Below are 14,250 nucleotides of genomic sequence, written 5' to 3'. Positions count from 1 at the left end.
ACACCTCCCGAATTCCCCAATTGCCCGATATTTGCCGGTACGGTTTCGGCTATTCGTGTGCTCGAGGAGATCGTGCGACGAGACGCCGCCCGGTCACGGTGAGAGGTAGGGCGGATGGCGCGCAAGAACGGCACTGTGCTGGACGGGGAGTTGACCGAGGCGCTGATCAAGGCGAGGCGGTTCTTCACCCGGGCGGACATGTCACCGGATCTGCGCAGCGAATACCTCAGAGGCGGACGGGAAGCCGACGACTTCTATCGTGACCGCTGGTCCCACGACAAAGTGGTGCGGTCCACGCACGGCGTGAACTGCACCGGCTCGTGTTCGTGGAAGGTGTTCGTCAAGGACGGCATCATCACCTGGGAAACCCAGGCCACCGACTATCCCACCACCGGCCCTGACCGCCCCGAGTACGAACCCCGCGGCTGTCCGCGCGGCGCGGCCTTCTCCTGGTACACCTATTCGCCGACCCGGGTGCGCTATCCCTACATTCGCGGGGTGTTGCTGGAGATGTACCGGGAAGCCAAGCGGCGCACCGGAGATCCCGTGCTGGCGTGGGAATCGATTGTCTCGGACCCGGAACAGTCGCGCCTCTACAAGAGCCTGCGCGGCCGCGGCGGACTCGTCCGCGCGAGCTGGGACGAAGCGGTGGAACTCATTGCCGCCGCGCACGTGCACACCATCAAGGCGTACGGACCCGATCGCATTGCCGGGTTCTCGCCGATTCCCGCCATGTCGATGGCGTCCTTCGCGGCCGGCTCCCGGTTCATGTCGCTCATCGGCGGCGCGATGCTCTCGTTCTACGACTTCTACGCCGACCTACCGGTGGCCTCACCGCAGGTATTCGGTGACCAGACCGATGTCCCCGAGTCCGGAGACTGGTGGGACGCGGGCTATCTCATCATGTGGGGTTCGAATGTCCCGGTGACCCGTACCCCGGACGCACATTGGATGGCCGAAGCGCGCTACCGCGGCCAGAAGGTCATCTCCATCGCCCCGGACTACGCCGACAATGTGAAGTTCGCCGATGAATGGCTGGCCCCGCACCCGGGCACCGACGGCGCACTGGGTTTCGCCATGGGTCATGTGATCCTGCGCGAGTTCTTCGTCGACCGGCAGGTGCCCTACTTCCAGCAGTACGTCCGCCGCTACACCGATCTGCCGTTCCTGGTGCGGCTGGAGCAGACAGAGGACGGATTCCGCCCCGGCAAGTTCCTCACCGCCGCCGATCTCCCCGAATTCGCGAGCGAGGCGAATGCGGAATTCAAGACGGTCCTGCTGGATGGTGACGGAGAACCGTTGGTGCCCAATGGTTCCCTGGGTTTCCGCTACGGTGACGAGGGCCTCGGCAAGTGGAATCTGCAACTCGAGGACGTGCAGCCGCTGCTGTCCATGGACGGGCAGGACGCGGTGCAGGTGACACTGCCCAGGTTCGACACGGGCGACGGTTCGGCCGCCGATCTTGTGCGCGGCGTGCCCGTGCGCACCATCGGCGGACATCTGGTCACCACGGTGCTGGATCTGATGCTGGCGCAGTACGGGGTGTACCGACCTGGATTGCCGGGGGAGTGGCCGACCGGATACGAGGATGCGACCCAGCCGGGCACGCCCGCCTGGCAGGAGACCATCACCGGCGTTCCGGCGCAGGTCGCCGCACGCATCGGCCGCGAATTCGCCGCCAATGCGGAGGAGTCGAACGGCCGGTCCATGATCATTCTCGGTGCGGGCACCAATCATTGGTTCCACTCCGACACCATCTATCGGACCTTCCTGGCGCTGACCACGCTCACCGGCTGTCAGGGTGTGAACGGCGGTGGCTGGGCGCATTACGTCGGCCAGGAGAAGTGCCGGCCGGTCACCGGCTGGGCGCAGGTCGCCAATGCGCTGGACTGGACGCGCCCGCCGCGGCAGATGATTCAGACGGCCTACTGGTATCTGCACACCGATCAGTTCCGGTACGACCCGTTCAGCGCGGATACCCTCACGACCACCAATGGCGCCGGTCGATTCACGGGCCGCTCCACCGCGGATCTCATCGCGCAGACCGCGCGCATGGGCTGGATGCCGTCCTTCCCGACCTTCGACCGCAATCCTCTGGACCTGGTGGACGAGGCGGAGGAAGCGGGGGTGGCACCGGCGGATCACATTGTGTCGCAACTCAAATCGGGGGAGCTGCGGTTCGCCTGTGAGGATCCCGACGAGCCGCGCAACTTCCCGCGACTGCTGACCATCTGGCGCTCGAATCTGCTGGGTTCCTCGGCCAAGGGCAATGAGTACTTCCTCAAACATCTACTGGGCGCGGACTCTTCGCTGCGCGCCGAAGAAGCGCCGCCGGAGTCACGGCCCAAGGAAGTCGTCTGGCATGAGGAAGCCCCGACCGGAAAGCTGGATCTGCTTCTGACACTGGACTTCCGAATGACCAGCACCACGATCTTCTCCGACGTGGTGCTGCCCGCCGCGACCTGGTACGAGAAGCACGACCTGTCCTCCACCGATATGCACCCGTTTGTGCACTCCTTCAGCCCGGCCATCGCACCGCCGTGGCAGACCCGCACCGACTGGGATGCGTTCATGACCATCGGCGCGGAGTTCAGCAAGCTGGCACGCAAGCATCTGGGTGTGCGCAAGGACCTGGTCGCGACGCCGCTACTGCACGACACCCCGGATGAGATGGCGAACCCGCACGGCGTGGTCCGCGACTGGAAAACCGGTGAGTGCGAACCGATTCCGGGTGTCACCATGCCGCGCCTGACGGTCGTCGAACGCGACTATGCGGCCGTGCACGCCAAGATGAGCGCCATCGGCCCGCTGCTCGACAAGCTCGGCGCCACGACCAAGGGCATCACCTATCAGGTAGAGCGCGAGATCGAATACCTCGGCCGCAAGAACGGCACAGTGCGCGGAGGCCCGGCCGATGGCCGCCCCTCCCTGGTCCGCGATATCGATGCCTGCGAAGCGATTCTGGCGCTGTCGGGAACCACCAACGGGCACTTGGCAACCCAGGGTTTCCGCACTCTCGAAAAGCGCACAGGTACCGCACTCGCCGATCTGTCCGCCGAGCACGAGGGCAAGCAGATCACCTTCGCCGACACCCAGGTCGCGCCGGTCCCGGTCATCACCTCCCCGGAGTGGTCCGGTTCGGAATCCGGTGGCCGCCGGTACTCGCCGTTCACGGTGAATGTGGAGCGGAACAAGCCCTGGCACACTCTCACCGGCCGCCAGCACTTCTATCTCGACCACGACTGGATGGAGGAGGTCGGCGAGCAACTGCCGGTCTACCGTCCACCCCTCAATATGACCGCCCTGTTCGCCGAACCACAGCTGGGCGAGCACGGCGCGCAGGGCCTGACGCTGCGTTATCTGACGCCGCATTCGAAGTGGTCCATCCACTCCGAGTATCAGGACAACCTGTTCATGCTCAGTCTCTCCCGAGGCGGTCCCACCATCTGGATGTCGAATCTCGATGCCGCGAAACTCGGTATCGCGGACAATGATTGGATCGAGGCCGTCAACCGCAACGGTGTCGTCGTGGCCCGCGCGGTGGTGTCCTACCGCATGCCCGAGGGCACCGTCTACATGCACCACGCCCAGGACCGCCTCATCGACGTCCCCCTCGCGGAGGCCTCCGGCAAACGCGGCGGCATCCACAATTCGCTGACCCGCCTGCTCATCAAACCCACGCATCTCATCGGCGGGTACGCCCAATTGTCCTTCGCCTTCAACTATCTCGGCCCGACCGGCAATCAGCGCGACGAAGTGACGGTCATCCGCCGTCGCAGCCAGGAGGTGGAGTACCGATGAAACCCATGGCGCAGATGGCGATGGTGATGAACCTCGACAAGTGCATCGGCTGTCACACCTGCTCGGTCACCTGCAAACAAACGTGGACCAATCGCGCAGGTGTCGAGTACGTCTGGTTCAACAATGTGGAAACTCGTCCGGGGCAAGGGTATCCGCGCACCTATGAGGATCAGACCAGGTGGCGCGGCGGCTGGTCGGTCGATCGCAAGGGCCGGTTGAAACTGCGCGGCGGCGGGCGGATGCGCAAGCTGTTCACCATCTTCGACAATCCGGTCCTGCCGGAGCTGTCGGACTACTACGAGCCGTGGACCTACGACTACGAGACGCTCACCACGGCACCGGTGCAGAAGCACACGCCGGTGGCGCGGCCGAAATCGCTGATCACCGGTCAGGACACCAAGATCACCTGGTCGGCCAACTGGGACGACAATCTCGGTGGCGCACCGGAACTGACCCAGGGCGATCCGCTGCTGAAGCAGGTCGGCGACAAGGTGAAGTTCGAATTCGACCGCACCTTCATGTTCTATCTGCCACGCATCTGCGAGCACTGCCTGAACCCGGCGTGCGCGGCCTCCTGTCCGTCCGGCGCGATCTACAAGCGCGCCGAGGACGGCATCGTGCTGGTGGATCAGGACAAATGCCGCGGCTGGCGCATGTGCGTCTCCGGCTGCCCGTACAAGAAGGTGTTCTTCAATCACCGCACCGGCAAGGCCGAGAAATGTACGTTCTGCTTCCCGCGCCTGGAGGTCGGACTGCCGACGGTGTGCGCGGAGACCTGTGTGGGACGCCTGCGCTACATCGGCCTGATGCTGTACGACGCCGACACGGTGTCGGAGGTCGCGGCGACCCCGAACGAGAAGGATCTCTACGCCGCCCAGCGCGATGCCTTCCTGGACCCGTTCGACCCCACCGTGATTGCCGCCTGCGAGCGGGCCGGCATCCCCCGCGACTGGGTGCAGGCCGCGCAGAATTCGCCGGTATACGCCCTCATCCGCAAGTATCGCGTGGCGCTGCCGCTGCATCCGGAATACCGGACGGTGCCGATGGTCTGGTACATCCCGCCGCTCTCGCCGGTGGTCGACTCCCTGCGCGATACCGGCCACGATGCCGAGGATCACGGAAATCTGTTCGCCGCCATCGAGGCGCTGCGCATCCCGGTCGAATATTTGGCCGAGCTGTTCAGCGCGGGCGATCCGGCGCCGGTCGACGCTGTGCTGCGCCGATTGGCCGCCATGCGCAGCTATATGCGTGATCTGAATCTGGGCCGCGAGGCGCGCCCGGAGATCGCCGCCAAGGTCGGGATGAGCGAAGAAGACCTCTACGACATGTACCGGCTGCTGGCGCTCGCCAAATACGAGGCGCGCTATGTCATTCCACCCGCACACGCCGAACAGGCGCACGGGCTGGAGGAATTGGCCACGGACTGCAGCCTCGACTACGACGGCGGACCCGGCATGACCGGCTCGGGCCCGTTCGGTGAGAGCTCCGGCCATCCGACTCCCGTTGCGGTGGAGAACTTCCGCATGCTGCAGGAACGCCAGACCGCCGATACCGGGGCGTCGATCGAAGGAGCCGGGCGAGTCAACCTGCTCAACTGGGACGGCCGGGGCACCCCGGACGGGCTCATGCCACAGACCAACGGCGGGAGGCATCGGAAATGAAACTGACCGATTCTGCACGTTCCGGAGCGTGGCAGGTGCAGTCGATGCTGCTCGGATATCCCGATGAGCGGCTGCTGGATTCGCTGTCGCTGCTGTGCAGGACGGCCTCGGCGCTGCCCGAGGAGGTTGGCGCACCTTTGCAGCCACTGCTGAATCATCTCGAACGCAGCCAACCACTCACGCTGGCAACCGAATACGTCGAGACGTTCGATCATCGCAAGCGGTTCAGCCCGTACCTGACCTGGTTCCTGTACGGGGATACCCGCAAACGGGGAATGGCGTTGCTGAAATTCAAACAGCTCTATCGCGCTTCCGGGCTGGTGCTCGACGACGGTGAGTTGTCCGATCACCTGTGTGTGGTGCTGGAATTCGCCTCCGCGTACCCGGACCAGGGGCAACAGCTGCTCGAGGAACACCGCGCGGGTATCGAGGTCATGCGCCTGGCCCTGCGCGATGCTCAGTCGCCGTGGACGGGTGTTCTCGAATCACTCTGTGCGACTCTGCCTGCCCTGCGGGGAGACGAACACGACGCCATCACACGACTCGTCGCGGCGGGACCGCCCGGTGAGGAAGTCGGCCTCGAACCGTTCGCACCGCCCACCTACATGCCGCAGGTGATCGGAGCCCGGCGATGACGCTCAGCGCCAAGGACGTACTGCTCTGGGTGGCGGTTCCCTATGCCGCGCTGGCCATCTGCGTGGTGGGCCTGTTCTGGCGATATCGCTATGACAAGTTCGGCTGGACCACCCGCTCCTCGCAGATCTACGAGAACCGGCTGCTGCGGCTCGGCAGTCCGCTGTTCCACTACGGGATAATCTTCGTCTTCCTCGGGCACGTCATCGGCCTGCTGATTCCGGAGTCCTGGACCGATGCCGTCGGGATCAGCGAAAGCATGTATCACGCGGCATCATTCAGCCTCGGCGCCGTCGCGGGTGTGGCCACGGTGGCCGGGTTGCTCATCCTGATCTATCGGCGCCGGACCGTCGGCCCGGTGTTCTCCGCGACCACCCGCAACGACAAAATGATGTACGTCCTGCTGGGCCTCACCCTGGCCCTCGGCCTCGGTGCGACGCTGTACGGCAATCTGACCGGCCACGCGCACAACTACCGCGAAGACATCGCGCCCTGGTTCCGCTCCATCTTCTATTTCCAGCCGAAGCCGGAACTCATGGTCTCCGCACCACTGGGTTTCCGGTTGCACGCGCTCTGCGCCTGCGCACTCTTCGCATTCTGGCCGTTCAGCCGTCTGGTGCATGTGTTCTCCGCCCCGGTCGGCTACCTGACCCGGCCGTACATCGTCTACCGCAGCCGCGACGAGTCCCTGGGCACGCAGCGCCCGCCACGTGGTTGGGAAAGGGTCCAGTAGCACCGCACGCCCAATTCAGCTTGTGCGAGTGAAGGTGTCGCTATTGGTGAGCACGGCATGCGCCCACGGCAGCGCCATCAACTTGGGCTCTGCTCCCGGATAGGGCGGCTTGATCGCCTCGTCGGACACCACATGCCAGGCGGCATGGAGCTTCCCCTCACGCAGCAGCCCGGTGAACGAGCAGATGCTGGCGATATCGCCCTCCGCGACGAACGAGAACTGCACACACGGGCCGCTGTGCAGGCCGATGATCGGCACCGCGGCGGCAGCGAAGGCGCTGTCGCCCAATGCCGTCTCGAACGTGCCGGTCAACCGGCCGTTCCCATCGTCGGTGATCGTCAATCGTGATCCGTACTCGTTGACCCAGGAGCCATTCCAGTTCAAATTCATCACAGCTCACGTATACCCGGATAGTGCGAGGCTAATTCGGATACGCTGGGCGGCGTGTCGGAGATCGATCGACTGGTTACTGTCAGTCGCGTTTCGCGCGCGAATCTCGTGGCGCTGGGCGATCTCGACGACGACGAATATTCCATGTTGCGTACCGCATTCGAACGTGCCCGGGATCAACGCAAGCGCGATTTGAGCGTGGCCATCGACAATGGGCTCACCCTGGTTCCGCGGCTGCTGCGGCCCGCAGCGCGCCGCATGCTGTTCTTCTGAGGCGAATCGATGACGAGTCTGGCCGGGCGCGCGGAGGTGGTGAAACTCGCGCGGGAACTGCACACCGCGCCGGACGAGCTGGGCTTCCTGCTCGAGAGTGATCCCGTGGCGATCCGGCGGGTGCGCCAGAGCATGCACCACGCGCTGGACTCCCCGTATCGGCCCATGTTCGAACGTCTGGCGAAAGTCAGTGCGCTGATACCGAATACGCTCGCCATCGCCATTGCCACCAGATTCTTCGGGCCCATGCTGTGCGGGATGATCGCCACCTCGCTCTCGCCCGAACGCGCGGTGGCACTCATCGGTCATGTGCCGACGACGTTCCTCGCCGATACCGCGCCCTACGTGGATCCCACCGCTGCCGCTCCCATCGTCCAGGCCTTCGATACCGATGTGCTCGTACCGGTCATGCAGGAGATGGTGCGGCGCAAGGACTATGTAACCCTGGCGCGCTTCCTGGTGGCCGCTACCAATGAGCAGCTGCTGGAGGTGGTTCCGCACATCCACTCCGGCGAAGACCTGCTGCAGGTCGGTTTCAATGCCGAACTCGACACCGTCGCCGATCGTTTCGACGTGGTGCTGGCGGAGCTGCCCGAGCACCGCATTCGCGAAATCCTGCAGGCCGCCCACGACCAGGACCGGTTCGCCGAGGCGTTCACCTTCCTGCAGTTCGTCAGCGATAAGACGCTGACCCGCGTGTCCGAGGTGACCGCAGGCCTGGGCCCGGAGCTGCTCACCCACATGGTGGAGTCGGTGCACCGCGAAAATGCCTGGGCCGAGATGATTCCCGTTGCCGCGCTCATGTCGCCGGAGAGCCGGCAGCTCCTGTTCGAACTGCCGGTCTGGGATGACGAGAAGCTCGCCGCCGTCGCCCGGGCCGCCGAGCACAGCGCCCGCCAGGGCGACCTGCTGAAGATCATCGAGGAGACGGCCGCACGGCTCGACTGACCCGGGTTCGGTGGGCCTCCCGCACGGTTCCGGCATAGGGTTCGGTGGTGACGAGCAACCCGTTCTTCGAACCCAGCACCCTGCCGTACCAGCTGCCGCCGTTCGCGGAGATCCGCGCGGAGCACTATCTTCCCGCCTTCGAGGCGGGCATGGCCGAGACGCTGGACGAGATCAACGCCATCGCCGCCGAGTCGGACGCGCCGACCTTCGCGAATACGGTCGTGGCGCTGGAGCGTTCGGGGGCCGTGCTGACGCGGGTCGCCAATGTGTTCTTCAATATCGCCTCCTCGGACTCCACCAAGGAGACAGAGCCGATCGAGGCAGAGCTGTCGCCCAAACTCGCCGCGCTCAGTGATGCGATGCTGCTGAACCCCCAGCTCTTCGCCCGCATCCGGTCGCTCTACGAACAGCGCGACAGCCTGGGTCTGAGCGCCGAGGAGTCGCGGCTGCTCGACCGTTATCACACCCGATTCGTCCGGGCGGGCGCCGCGTTGAACGACACCGAGCAGGACCAGCTGCGGGCCTGGAATATGGAGTTGGCCTCGGCGACAACCGAGTTCGGGCACAACATCCTGGCAGCCACGAATGCCGCCACCCTGCTGCTGGACACCGAGGAGCAGCTCGCCGGGCTCACTCCCACCGCGGTGGCCGCGGCAGCCGAGAACGCCCGGTCACTGGGACACGAGGGGGAGTGGGCGCTGAGCCTGCAGAACGTCTCCAACCAGCCGGTCCTCGCCGATCTGGCCGACCGCGATGTGCGGCACCGGATGATGATGGCCTCGCTCGGCCGTGGTTTCGGTTCCAGCAGCGCCAATAGTGAACTCGCGGGCCGGATCGCGAGCCTGCGCGCCGCACGCGCCGCGCTGCTCGGCTACCCGGACCATGCCGCATACATCGTGGCCGACCAGACGGCGAAGACGCCGGAGGCGGTCGAGGAGATGCTCACCCGCTTGATCGGGCCCGCCGTCGCCAATGCCGAGCGCGAAGCAGCCGAGTTGACGGTGGCCATGCGTGCTGTCGACCCCGCGGCGGGTGAACTGCACTCCTGGGACTGGCTGTACTGGTCGGAAAAGGTACGGGCCGAACGGTTCTCGGTGGATGCCGATGCGCTGCGCCCCTACCTCGAGCTCGAACGCGTCCTGCGCGACGGCGTTTTCTATGCCGCGCAGCAGGTTTACGGCATCACTTTCCAGGAGCGTCAGGACCTGGTTGGCTATCACCCCGAGGTCCGGGTCTTCGAAGTCTTCGACACCGACGGCAGCGGTCTGGGCCTGTTCCTCGGCGATTTCTTCGCCCGCCCGTCCAAACGTGGTGGCGCCTGGATGAACTCGCTCGTCAGCCAGTCCGGCCTGGAGGGCACCCAGGCGGTGGTGATCAACAATCTGAATATCGTCAAGCCGCCCACCGGTGACCCGGCACTACTGACCTGGGACAACGTCCGCACCCTCTTCCACGAATTCGGGCACGCGCTGCACGGTCTGTTCTCGGATGTCCAGTACCCGTTCTTCTCCGGCACCCAGGTGCCCCGCGATTTCGTGGAATTCCCCTCCCAGGTCAATGAGATGTGGGCGGCCCGGCCCGAAATCCTGGCGAACTACGCCCACCACGTCGAGACCGGCGAGCCCATGCCCGCCGAGCTGATCGAAAAGCGTGTCGCCGCAGAACGATTCGGCGAAGGCTTCCGCACCGTCGAATACCTCGGTGCGACTCTCCTGGACTGGGCCTGGCACCGCATTACCACCGACCAGACCTCCGATATCGACGCCGAACTCTTCGAAGAATCCGCGCTGCACAAGGCCGGGCTCGCCCTCGCCGCAATCCCGCCCCGCTACCGCACCGGCTATTTCGCCCATATCTTCGCGGGCGGCTACGGCGCCGGCTACTACTCCTACATCTGGAGTGAAGTACTCGACGCCGACACCGTCGAATGGTTCGAAGACGGCGCGGCAACCATTCGCGAGAAGGGCGAACAATTCCGCCGCGGCCTGCTGTCCCGAGGCGGTTCCGTGGATCCCCTCACCGCCTTCGAATCCTTCCGAGGCCGGGCACCGGAAATCCAGCCGCTCCTGGTCCGGCGTGGACTGACCACCTAGCGAACGCTCCCGAATATGCGCAGATCATCGATCAGTGGATAAGCGCGTCCTTGTCGACTCGGTTCCGCCTCGGGGAAATGAAGGGAGACCCGGAACCACGAGGACCCGGTCATGACCTGAGCTTCTATAGGGTGACTCCCGACAACTCGTGACCAAAGGGATGTGCTGAATGAGCGTGGCGTATTGGATCGTTGCCGCTGTGCTGGCCGTGTTCTACCTGTATTCCGGTGGGACCAAAATGGTGCGGTCCAAGGAAAAACTGCGGCCGATGATGGGCTGGATCGATACGGTGCCGATGAGCTTCGTGCGCGGGATCGGCACGCTGGAGGTGCTCGGTGCGCTGGGGCTGATCCTGCCGCCGCTGACCGGTATCGCGCCGGTGCTCGCCCTGGTGGCAGCGATCGGGCTCGCAGTGGTGCAGGTCGGCGGGCTGGCGTTGCATATCAGCCGGCGCGAGTTCAAGGTGATCGGGCTGAATATCTTCCTGCTCGCCCTTGCCTGCGTTGCCGCTTGGCTCGCGACCACCTGGCTGTAGCGCGAACGTATCGGAGCAAGCTCTCAGCGGGCCGTCGTGTTGTATCCGCCCCGCTTGTTCCGGATATCGGCATTGAGACCGCCTTGCAGCAAGGTCAAGAAGCTGTAGGGCACGGCCGCCGGGGGAGCGCTGACCTCGTCCAGCCGGTCGCGCAGTTCCTCCGGCAGTGTGAAGTCGAGGGACGTCACGGTCGACTGGATCTGGTGAAGCTTGCTGGCGCCCAAGAGAACTGATCCCACGGCAGGCCGGTTGGCCACCCAGTTCACGGCAACTTCCGCTGGACTGCGGCCCATCTCCTTGGCCACCGCGGCCAGTTCGGTCACGATGCGCCAATTGCGCTCGCTGCGGTTGTCCTGCGAAGGCCGGTGGATGGCAGCGACTTTGACGCGTCCGTCGGGCAGATCCTCGGCGGCCGAGGCATCGGCGGAGTACTTGCCCGACAGCAGGCCCTTGGCCAGCGGACCCCACGTCATCAGTCCCATGCCCAATTCCTGTGCCAGGGCAGGGAATTCGTATTCGAGTCCGCGCTCGGTGAGCGAGTATTCCAACTGCAGCGCGATCAGCGGCGCGTAGTCGCGCCATTCGGCCAGGGTCTGGGCGCGCGCGGCGTACCAGGCGGGGACATCCGAGAACGCGACGTAGCGCACCTTGCCCGAGGAGACCAGATCGTCCAGCCCGCGCATCACCTCTTCCACCGGGGTCAGACCGTCCCACGCGTGCATGATGTAGAGATCGATGTACTCGGTGCCGAGCCGGCGCAGCGAATCCTCCAGGCAGCGCAACATGGCTTTGCGGCCGTTGCCCGCCAGATTCGGGTCACCGGGCCGTGGTCCGAGGGTGAACTTGGTGGACAGCACCGTGCGATCCCGAACCCCGCGCTCGGCGAGTAGTTTTCCGACCAGCTCCTCACTGGCGCCGCCGCTGTAGACGTTCGCGGTGTCGACGAAATTGCCGCCCGCCTCGAGGTAGGCGTCGAAGATCTGCCCCGAGGTTTCGGCATCCGCACCCCAGTCCGACTGCCCGAAAGTCATGGTGCCCAAGGCGAGTGGGCTGACCCGCAGTCCCGAACGGCCCAGCGTGTAGTAGGTGTCGAGCGTCATGATGCCTCCGTGTCGATCAATTTCTCATTACGATACTGCACGTTCAGTATCGTAATAGTAAGCTGGTCATCATGACAACACCCGGTGAACCCGCCACCCCCGGCAGGCCACGTAGCGAACGCGCACGCCAAGCAGTCCTCACCGCGGCGCGCGAGCTACTCACCGATAAGGGCCTCCCCGGCCTGACCGTCGACGACATCGCCCGCAGCGCCGGCGTCAGCAAGAACACCATCTACCGCTGGTGGCCCAATAAGGCAGCGGTACTCATGGACGCCTTCGCCGAAGCCACCAGCCTCAAACTGGAATTTCCCGCCGACGGCAATGCCCTGACCAACCTCCGAACCCAAGTGCGTCAGGTGGCCACCCTGATGAACGCTCCTCGAGCGCGCCGCCCTTTTGTGGCTCTCGTCGCCGCCAGCCAGCACGACCCCGAACTGGCCACGGCGCTCCGCGAACGCTTCATCGCCACCCGCCGCGCCGGCGCCCACGCTCTCATCTCGAAAGCCATCGAGGCAGGCGAATTCCGCCAGCGCCTGGACGCCGACATCATCATCGACATGATCTACGGCGCCCTCTACTACCGCCTCCTGGTCAGCGGCGCGCCCATCAACGCCGACTACGCCGACCAGCTGCTCGACAACATCGAGCCGGCCCTCCGCCCGGAACCTGAGGCCACCCGGAAGATCGAGACTGCCTGAGCGTATTCGCCTGGCGGGCGAGATGATCGAGCTCGGACGGGACAGACGTACCAGTTGCTCAGCGGAATGCTTCGGCGTGGATTGTGGCCCACTGGGCGAAGGTTCGGGGTGCGCGGCCGGTGATCTCCTCGACGGTGGGGCGGACTATGGATTCGTCGATGGCGCCTTTGACGTAGAAGTCGAAGAAGGCGTCGACGTATTCGACCGGGGTGTTGCGGAGCATGTCGGTGCGCGCTTCGTCGTCGGTAAGACCGACGCACTGCAGGTCGCGGCCTAGGACTTCGGCGAGGATGGCGATCTGGTCGGCGGGGCGTAGCGGTTCGGGGCCTGTGGGCCAAAGGATTTCACCGTTGTAGGTGTCTTCCAGGAGGGCGTGCGCGGCGACGGCTGCGAGGTCGTAGGAATCCAGGGACGCGGTGCGGACTTCGGGGAAATTGGCGCGCACGATGTTGCCGGCTTGCAGTTGGGGGAGCCAGCGCAGGGCGTTGGCGTCGAAGGCGCAGGGGCGCAGGATCGTCCAGGACGCACCGGATTCGGTGACCTCCTTTTCGGAGGCCATCATGTACCGCGTCACAGCATTGCCGGTGTCCCCGGTTGCCGCGGACACCCCCGAAAGCTGCACGATGTGCTCGACGCCCGCCTTCGCCGCGGCCTCGGCCACACCCGGATAACCGGGCAGCAGGAACAATGCGCGCACACCATCGAACACTGGCCCCAGCGTGTCCGGTGCGGTCAGATCGGCGGCGACAGCGCCGACATCGGCGGGCAGGGTGGCGCGCTGCGGGTCGCGCACCAGCGCCCGGACCGGTTCCGCGCCGCCGGCCAAGGACTGCACCAGATCCGCGCCGACATTGCCGGTGGCACCCGTCACCAAAATCATGCTCACAACCCCTCATCAGTGGTTCCCGGATGGGCTACCGAACTCCAGGAATACACGAAAATTCAACGGGTGGAGCATATTAGACGCAAAACATACATTGGTGCAGGCGGATCATTCCAGGTCGTAGGCGACCGGGTGCAGCGGCTGATACAGGCCGACCTCACCCGCGCCCGGCACCAGGAAGCTGGTGATCCGGCCCCAGCGTTCCTGGGTGATCTCCGAGGTGAACTCGACATCCTCGGCCCGCAGCTCCGCCACGGTGGCCTCGAGGTCGTCGCACATGAAGTAGACCGCGGCCATACCGCTCTCGGGCGCCGCGGCCGGATGGACAGCCAATTCGGCGGGCGGCGACTTGAAGATGAGCCAGTCGCCGCCCGCATCCACGTTCGGCAGCTTCAGCACATCCCGGAAGAATGCTCGCGCGCGGTCGGCGTCGGCGGCGTAGATGATGGTGTGCGCACCATTGATCATGGAACGACGCTAGCAGCGCGCGGTCACCCGCTTC

At 65.1% G+C, this 14,250-nt stretch carries 13 protein-coding genes; 9 read left to right on the top strand and 4 right to left on the bottom strand.

The annotated features are described in order from the left end of the window. Window positions 1–114 precede the first annotated feature (114 nt). From JWN03_RS20230 to narI, 4 genes are read left to right on the top strand one after another with little or no spacing between them, the layout of a single operon-like run. The gene (locus JWN03_RS20230) at window positions 115–3,801 is read left to right on the top strand and encodes a nitrate reductase subunit alpha (protein ID WP_297617165.1); all 3,687 of its coding nucleotides are present in this window, start codon (window positions 115–117) and stop codon (window positions 3,799–3,801) included. Continuing rightward, a complete protein-coding gene (narH, locus tag JWN03_RS20225; protein WP_297617163.1) occupies window positions 3,798–5,462 on the top strand; it encodes a nitrate reductase subunit beta in 1,665 nt (554 codons plus the stop codon). The genes JWN03_RS20230 and narH overlap by 4 nt, the downstream gene beginning before the upstream one ends. After that, window positions 5,459–6,097: a nitrate reductase molybdenum cofactor assembly chaperone gene (gene narJ, locus JWN03_RS20220; protein ID WP_297617161.1), complete on the top strand. Its 639-nt coding sequence runs from the start codon at window positions 5,459–5,461 to the stop codon at window positions 6,095–6,097. Before narH ends, narJ begins: the two co-directional genes overlap by 4 nt. Further along, a complete protein-coding gene (narI, locus tag JWN03_RS20215) occupies window positions 6,094–6,828 on the top strand; it encodes a respiratory nitrate reductase subunit gamma (RefSeq protein WP_297617159.1) in 735 nt (244 codons plus the stop codon). Before narJ ends, narI begins: the two co-directional genes overlap by 4 nt. Window positions 6,829–6,843: 15 nt before the next feature. Here the strand turns inward: narI and JWN03_RS20210 are convergent, their stop codons facing one another. Further along, window positions 6,844–7,218: an avidin/streptavidin family protein gene (locus JWN03_RS20210; RefSeq protein ID WP_297617157.1), complete on the bottom strand. Its 375-nt coding sequence runs from the start codon at window positions 7,216–7,218 to the stop codon at window positions 6,844–6,846. Between the two features lie 54 nt (window positions 7,219–7,272). Here JWN03_RS20210 and JWN03_RS20205 point away from each other — a divergent pair, with 54 nt between their 5' ends. The 4 genes from JWN03_RS20205 to JWN03_RS20190 all read left to right on the top strand — a co-directional run bounded on the left by JWN03_RS20205 (window position 7,273) and on the right by JWN03_RS20190 (window position 11,067). After that, window positions 7,273–7,491: a hypothetical protein gene (locus JWN03_RS20205; RefSeq protein ID WP_297617154.1), complete on the top strand. Its 219-nt coding sequence runs from the start codon at window positions 7,273–7,275 to the stop codon at window positions 7,489–7,491. 9 nt (window positions 7,492–7,500) lie between these two features. Then, window positions 7,501–8,439 carry a hypothetical protein gene (locus tag JWN03_RS20200; protein WP_297617151.1) on the top strand — a complete coding sequence of 313 codons (939 nt, stop codon included), beginning with the start codon at window positions 7,501–7,503 and terminating at the stop codon, window positions 8,437–8,439. 47 nt (window positions 8,440–8,486) lie between these two features. Further along, the gene (locus tag JWN03_RS20195) at window positions 8,487–10,532 is read left to right on the top strand and encodes a M3 family metallopeptidase (protein ID WP_297617148.1); all 2,046 of its coding nucleotides are present in this window, start codon (window positions 8,487–8,489) and stop codon (window positions 10,530–10,532) included. 169 nt (window positions 10,533–10,701) lie between these two features. Continuing rightward, window positions 10,702–11,067 (top strand): DoxX family protein, encoded by a 366-nt coding sequence (locus tag JWN03_RS20190; RefSeq protein ID WP_297617145.1) that lies wholly within the window; start codon window positions 10,702–10,704, stop codon window positions 11,065–11,067. Window positions 11,068–11,090: 23 nt separating this feature from the next. On the opposite strand, the gene JWN03_RS20185 is transcribed toward JWN03_RS20190, so the two are convergent. Beyond that, window positions 11,091–12,167: an aldo/keto reductase gene (locus JWN03_RS20185; RefSeq protein ID WP_297617143.1), complete on the bottom strand. Its 1,077-nt coding sequence runs from the start codon at window positions 12,165–12,167 to the stop codon at window positions 11,091–11,093. A 71-nt stretch (window positions 12,168–12,238) separates the two neighbouring features. Between JWN03_RS20185 and JWN03_RS20180 the strand changes: the two genes are divergently transcribed. After that, window positions 12,239–12,865: a TetR/AcrR family transcriptional regulator gene (locus JWN03_RS20180; protein WP_297617140.1), complete on the top strand. Its 627-nt coding sequence runs from the start codon at window positions 12,239–12,241 to the stop codon at window positions 12,863–12,865. Between the two features lie 58 nt (window positions 12,866–12,923). Here the strand turns inward: JWN03_RS20180 and JWN03_RS20175 are convergent, their stop codons facing one another. Then, complete coding sequence (locus JWN03_RS20175; protein WP_297617137.1) at window positions 12,924–13,745, bottom strand: NAD(P)H-binding protein; 822 nt, start codon at window positions 13,743–13,745, stop codon at window positions 12,924–12,926. A gap of 111 nt (window positions 13,746–13,856) precedes the next feature. Beyond that, on the bottom strand, window positions 13,857–14,216 hold the full coding sequence (locus JWN03_RS20170) for a VOC family protein (protein ID WP_297617134.1): 360 nt from the start codon (window positions 14,214–14,216) through the stop codon (window positions 13,857–13,859). Window positions 14,217–14,250: the final 34 nt, after the last annotated feature.

Source organism: Nocardia sp. (genome assembly GCF_025465275.1).
Lineage (GTDB): Bacteria > Actinomycetota > Actinomycetes > Mycobacteriales > Mycobacteriaceae > Nocardia.
Note: the sequence above shows the minus strand (reverse complement) of the source record. Positions and strands in the feature narration are given on the sequence as shown.

Excerpts from the sequence above, each read along its gene's own strand:
- JWN03_RS20230 (WP_297617165.1), top strand. The coding sequence starts at position 115 with ATGGCGCGCAAGAACGGCACTGTGCTGGACGGGGAGTTGACCGAGGCG.
- narH (WP_297617163.1), top strand. The coding sequence starts at position 3,798 with ATGAAACCCATGGCGCAGATGGCGATGGTGATGAACCTCGACAAGTGC.
- narJ (WP_297617161.1), top strand. The coding sequence starts at position 5,459 with ATGAAACTGACCGATTCTGCACGTTCCGGAGCGTGGCAGGTGCAGTCG.
- narI (WP_297617159.1), top strand. The coding sequence starts at position 6,094 with ATGACGCTCAGCGCCAAGGACGTACTGCTCTGGGTGGCGGTTCCCTAT.
- JWN03_RS20210 (WP_297617157.1), bottom strand. The coding sequence starts at position 7,218 with ATGAATTTGAACTGGAATGGCTCCTGGGTCAACGAGTACGGATCACGA.
- JWN03_RS20200 (WP_297617151.1), top strand. The coding sequence starts at position 7,501 with ATGACGAGTCTGGCCGGGCGCGCGGAGGTGGTGAAACTCGCGCGGGAA.
- JWN03_RS20190 (WP_297617145.1), top strand. The coding sequence starts at position 10,702 with ATGAGCGTGGCGTATTGGATCGTTGCCGCTGTGCTGGCCGTGTTCTAC.
- JWN03_RS20185 (WP_297617143.1), bottom strand. The coding sequence starts at position 12,167 with ATGACGCTCGACACCTACTACACGCTGGGCCGTTCGGGACTGCGGGTC.
- JWN03_RS20180 (WP_297617140.1), top strand. The coding sequence starts at position 12,239 with ATGACAACACCCGGTGAACCCGCCACCCCCGGCAGGCCACGTAGCGAA.
- JWN03_RS20175 (WP_297617137.1), bottom strand. The coding sequence starts at position 13,745 with ATGATTTTGGTGACGGGTGCCACCGGCAATGTCGGCGCGGATCTGGTG.
- JWN03_RS20170 (WP_297617134.1), bottom strand. The coding sequence starts at position 14,216 with ATGATCAATGGTGCGCACACCATCATCTACGCCGCCGACGCCGACCGC.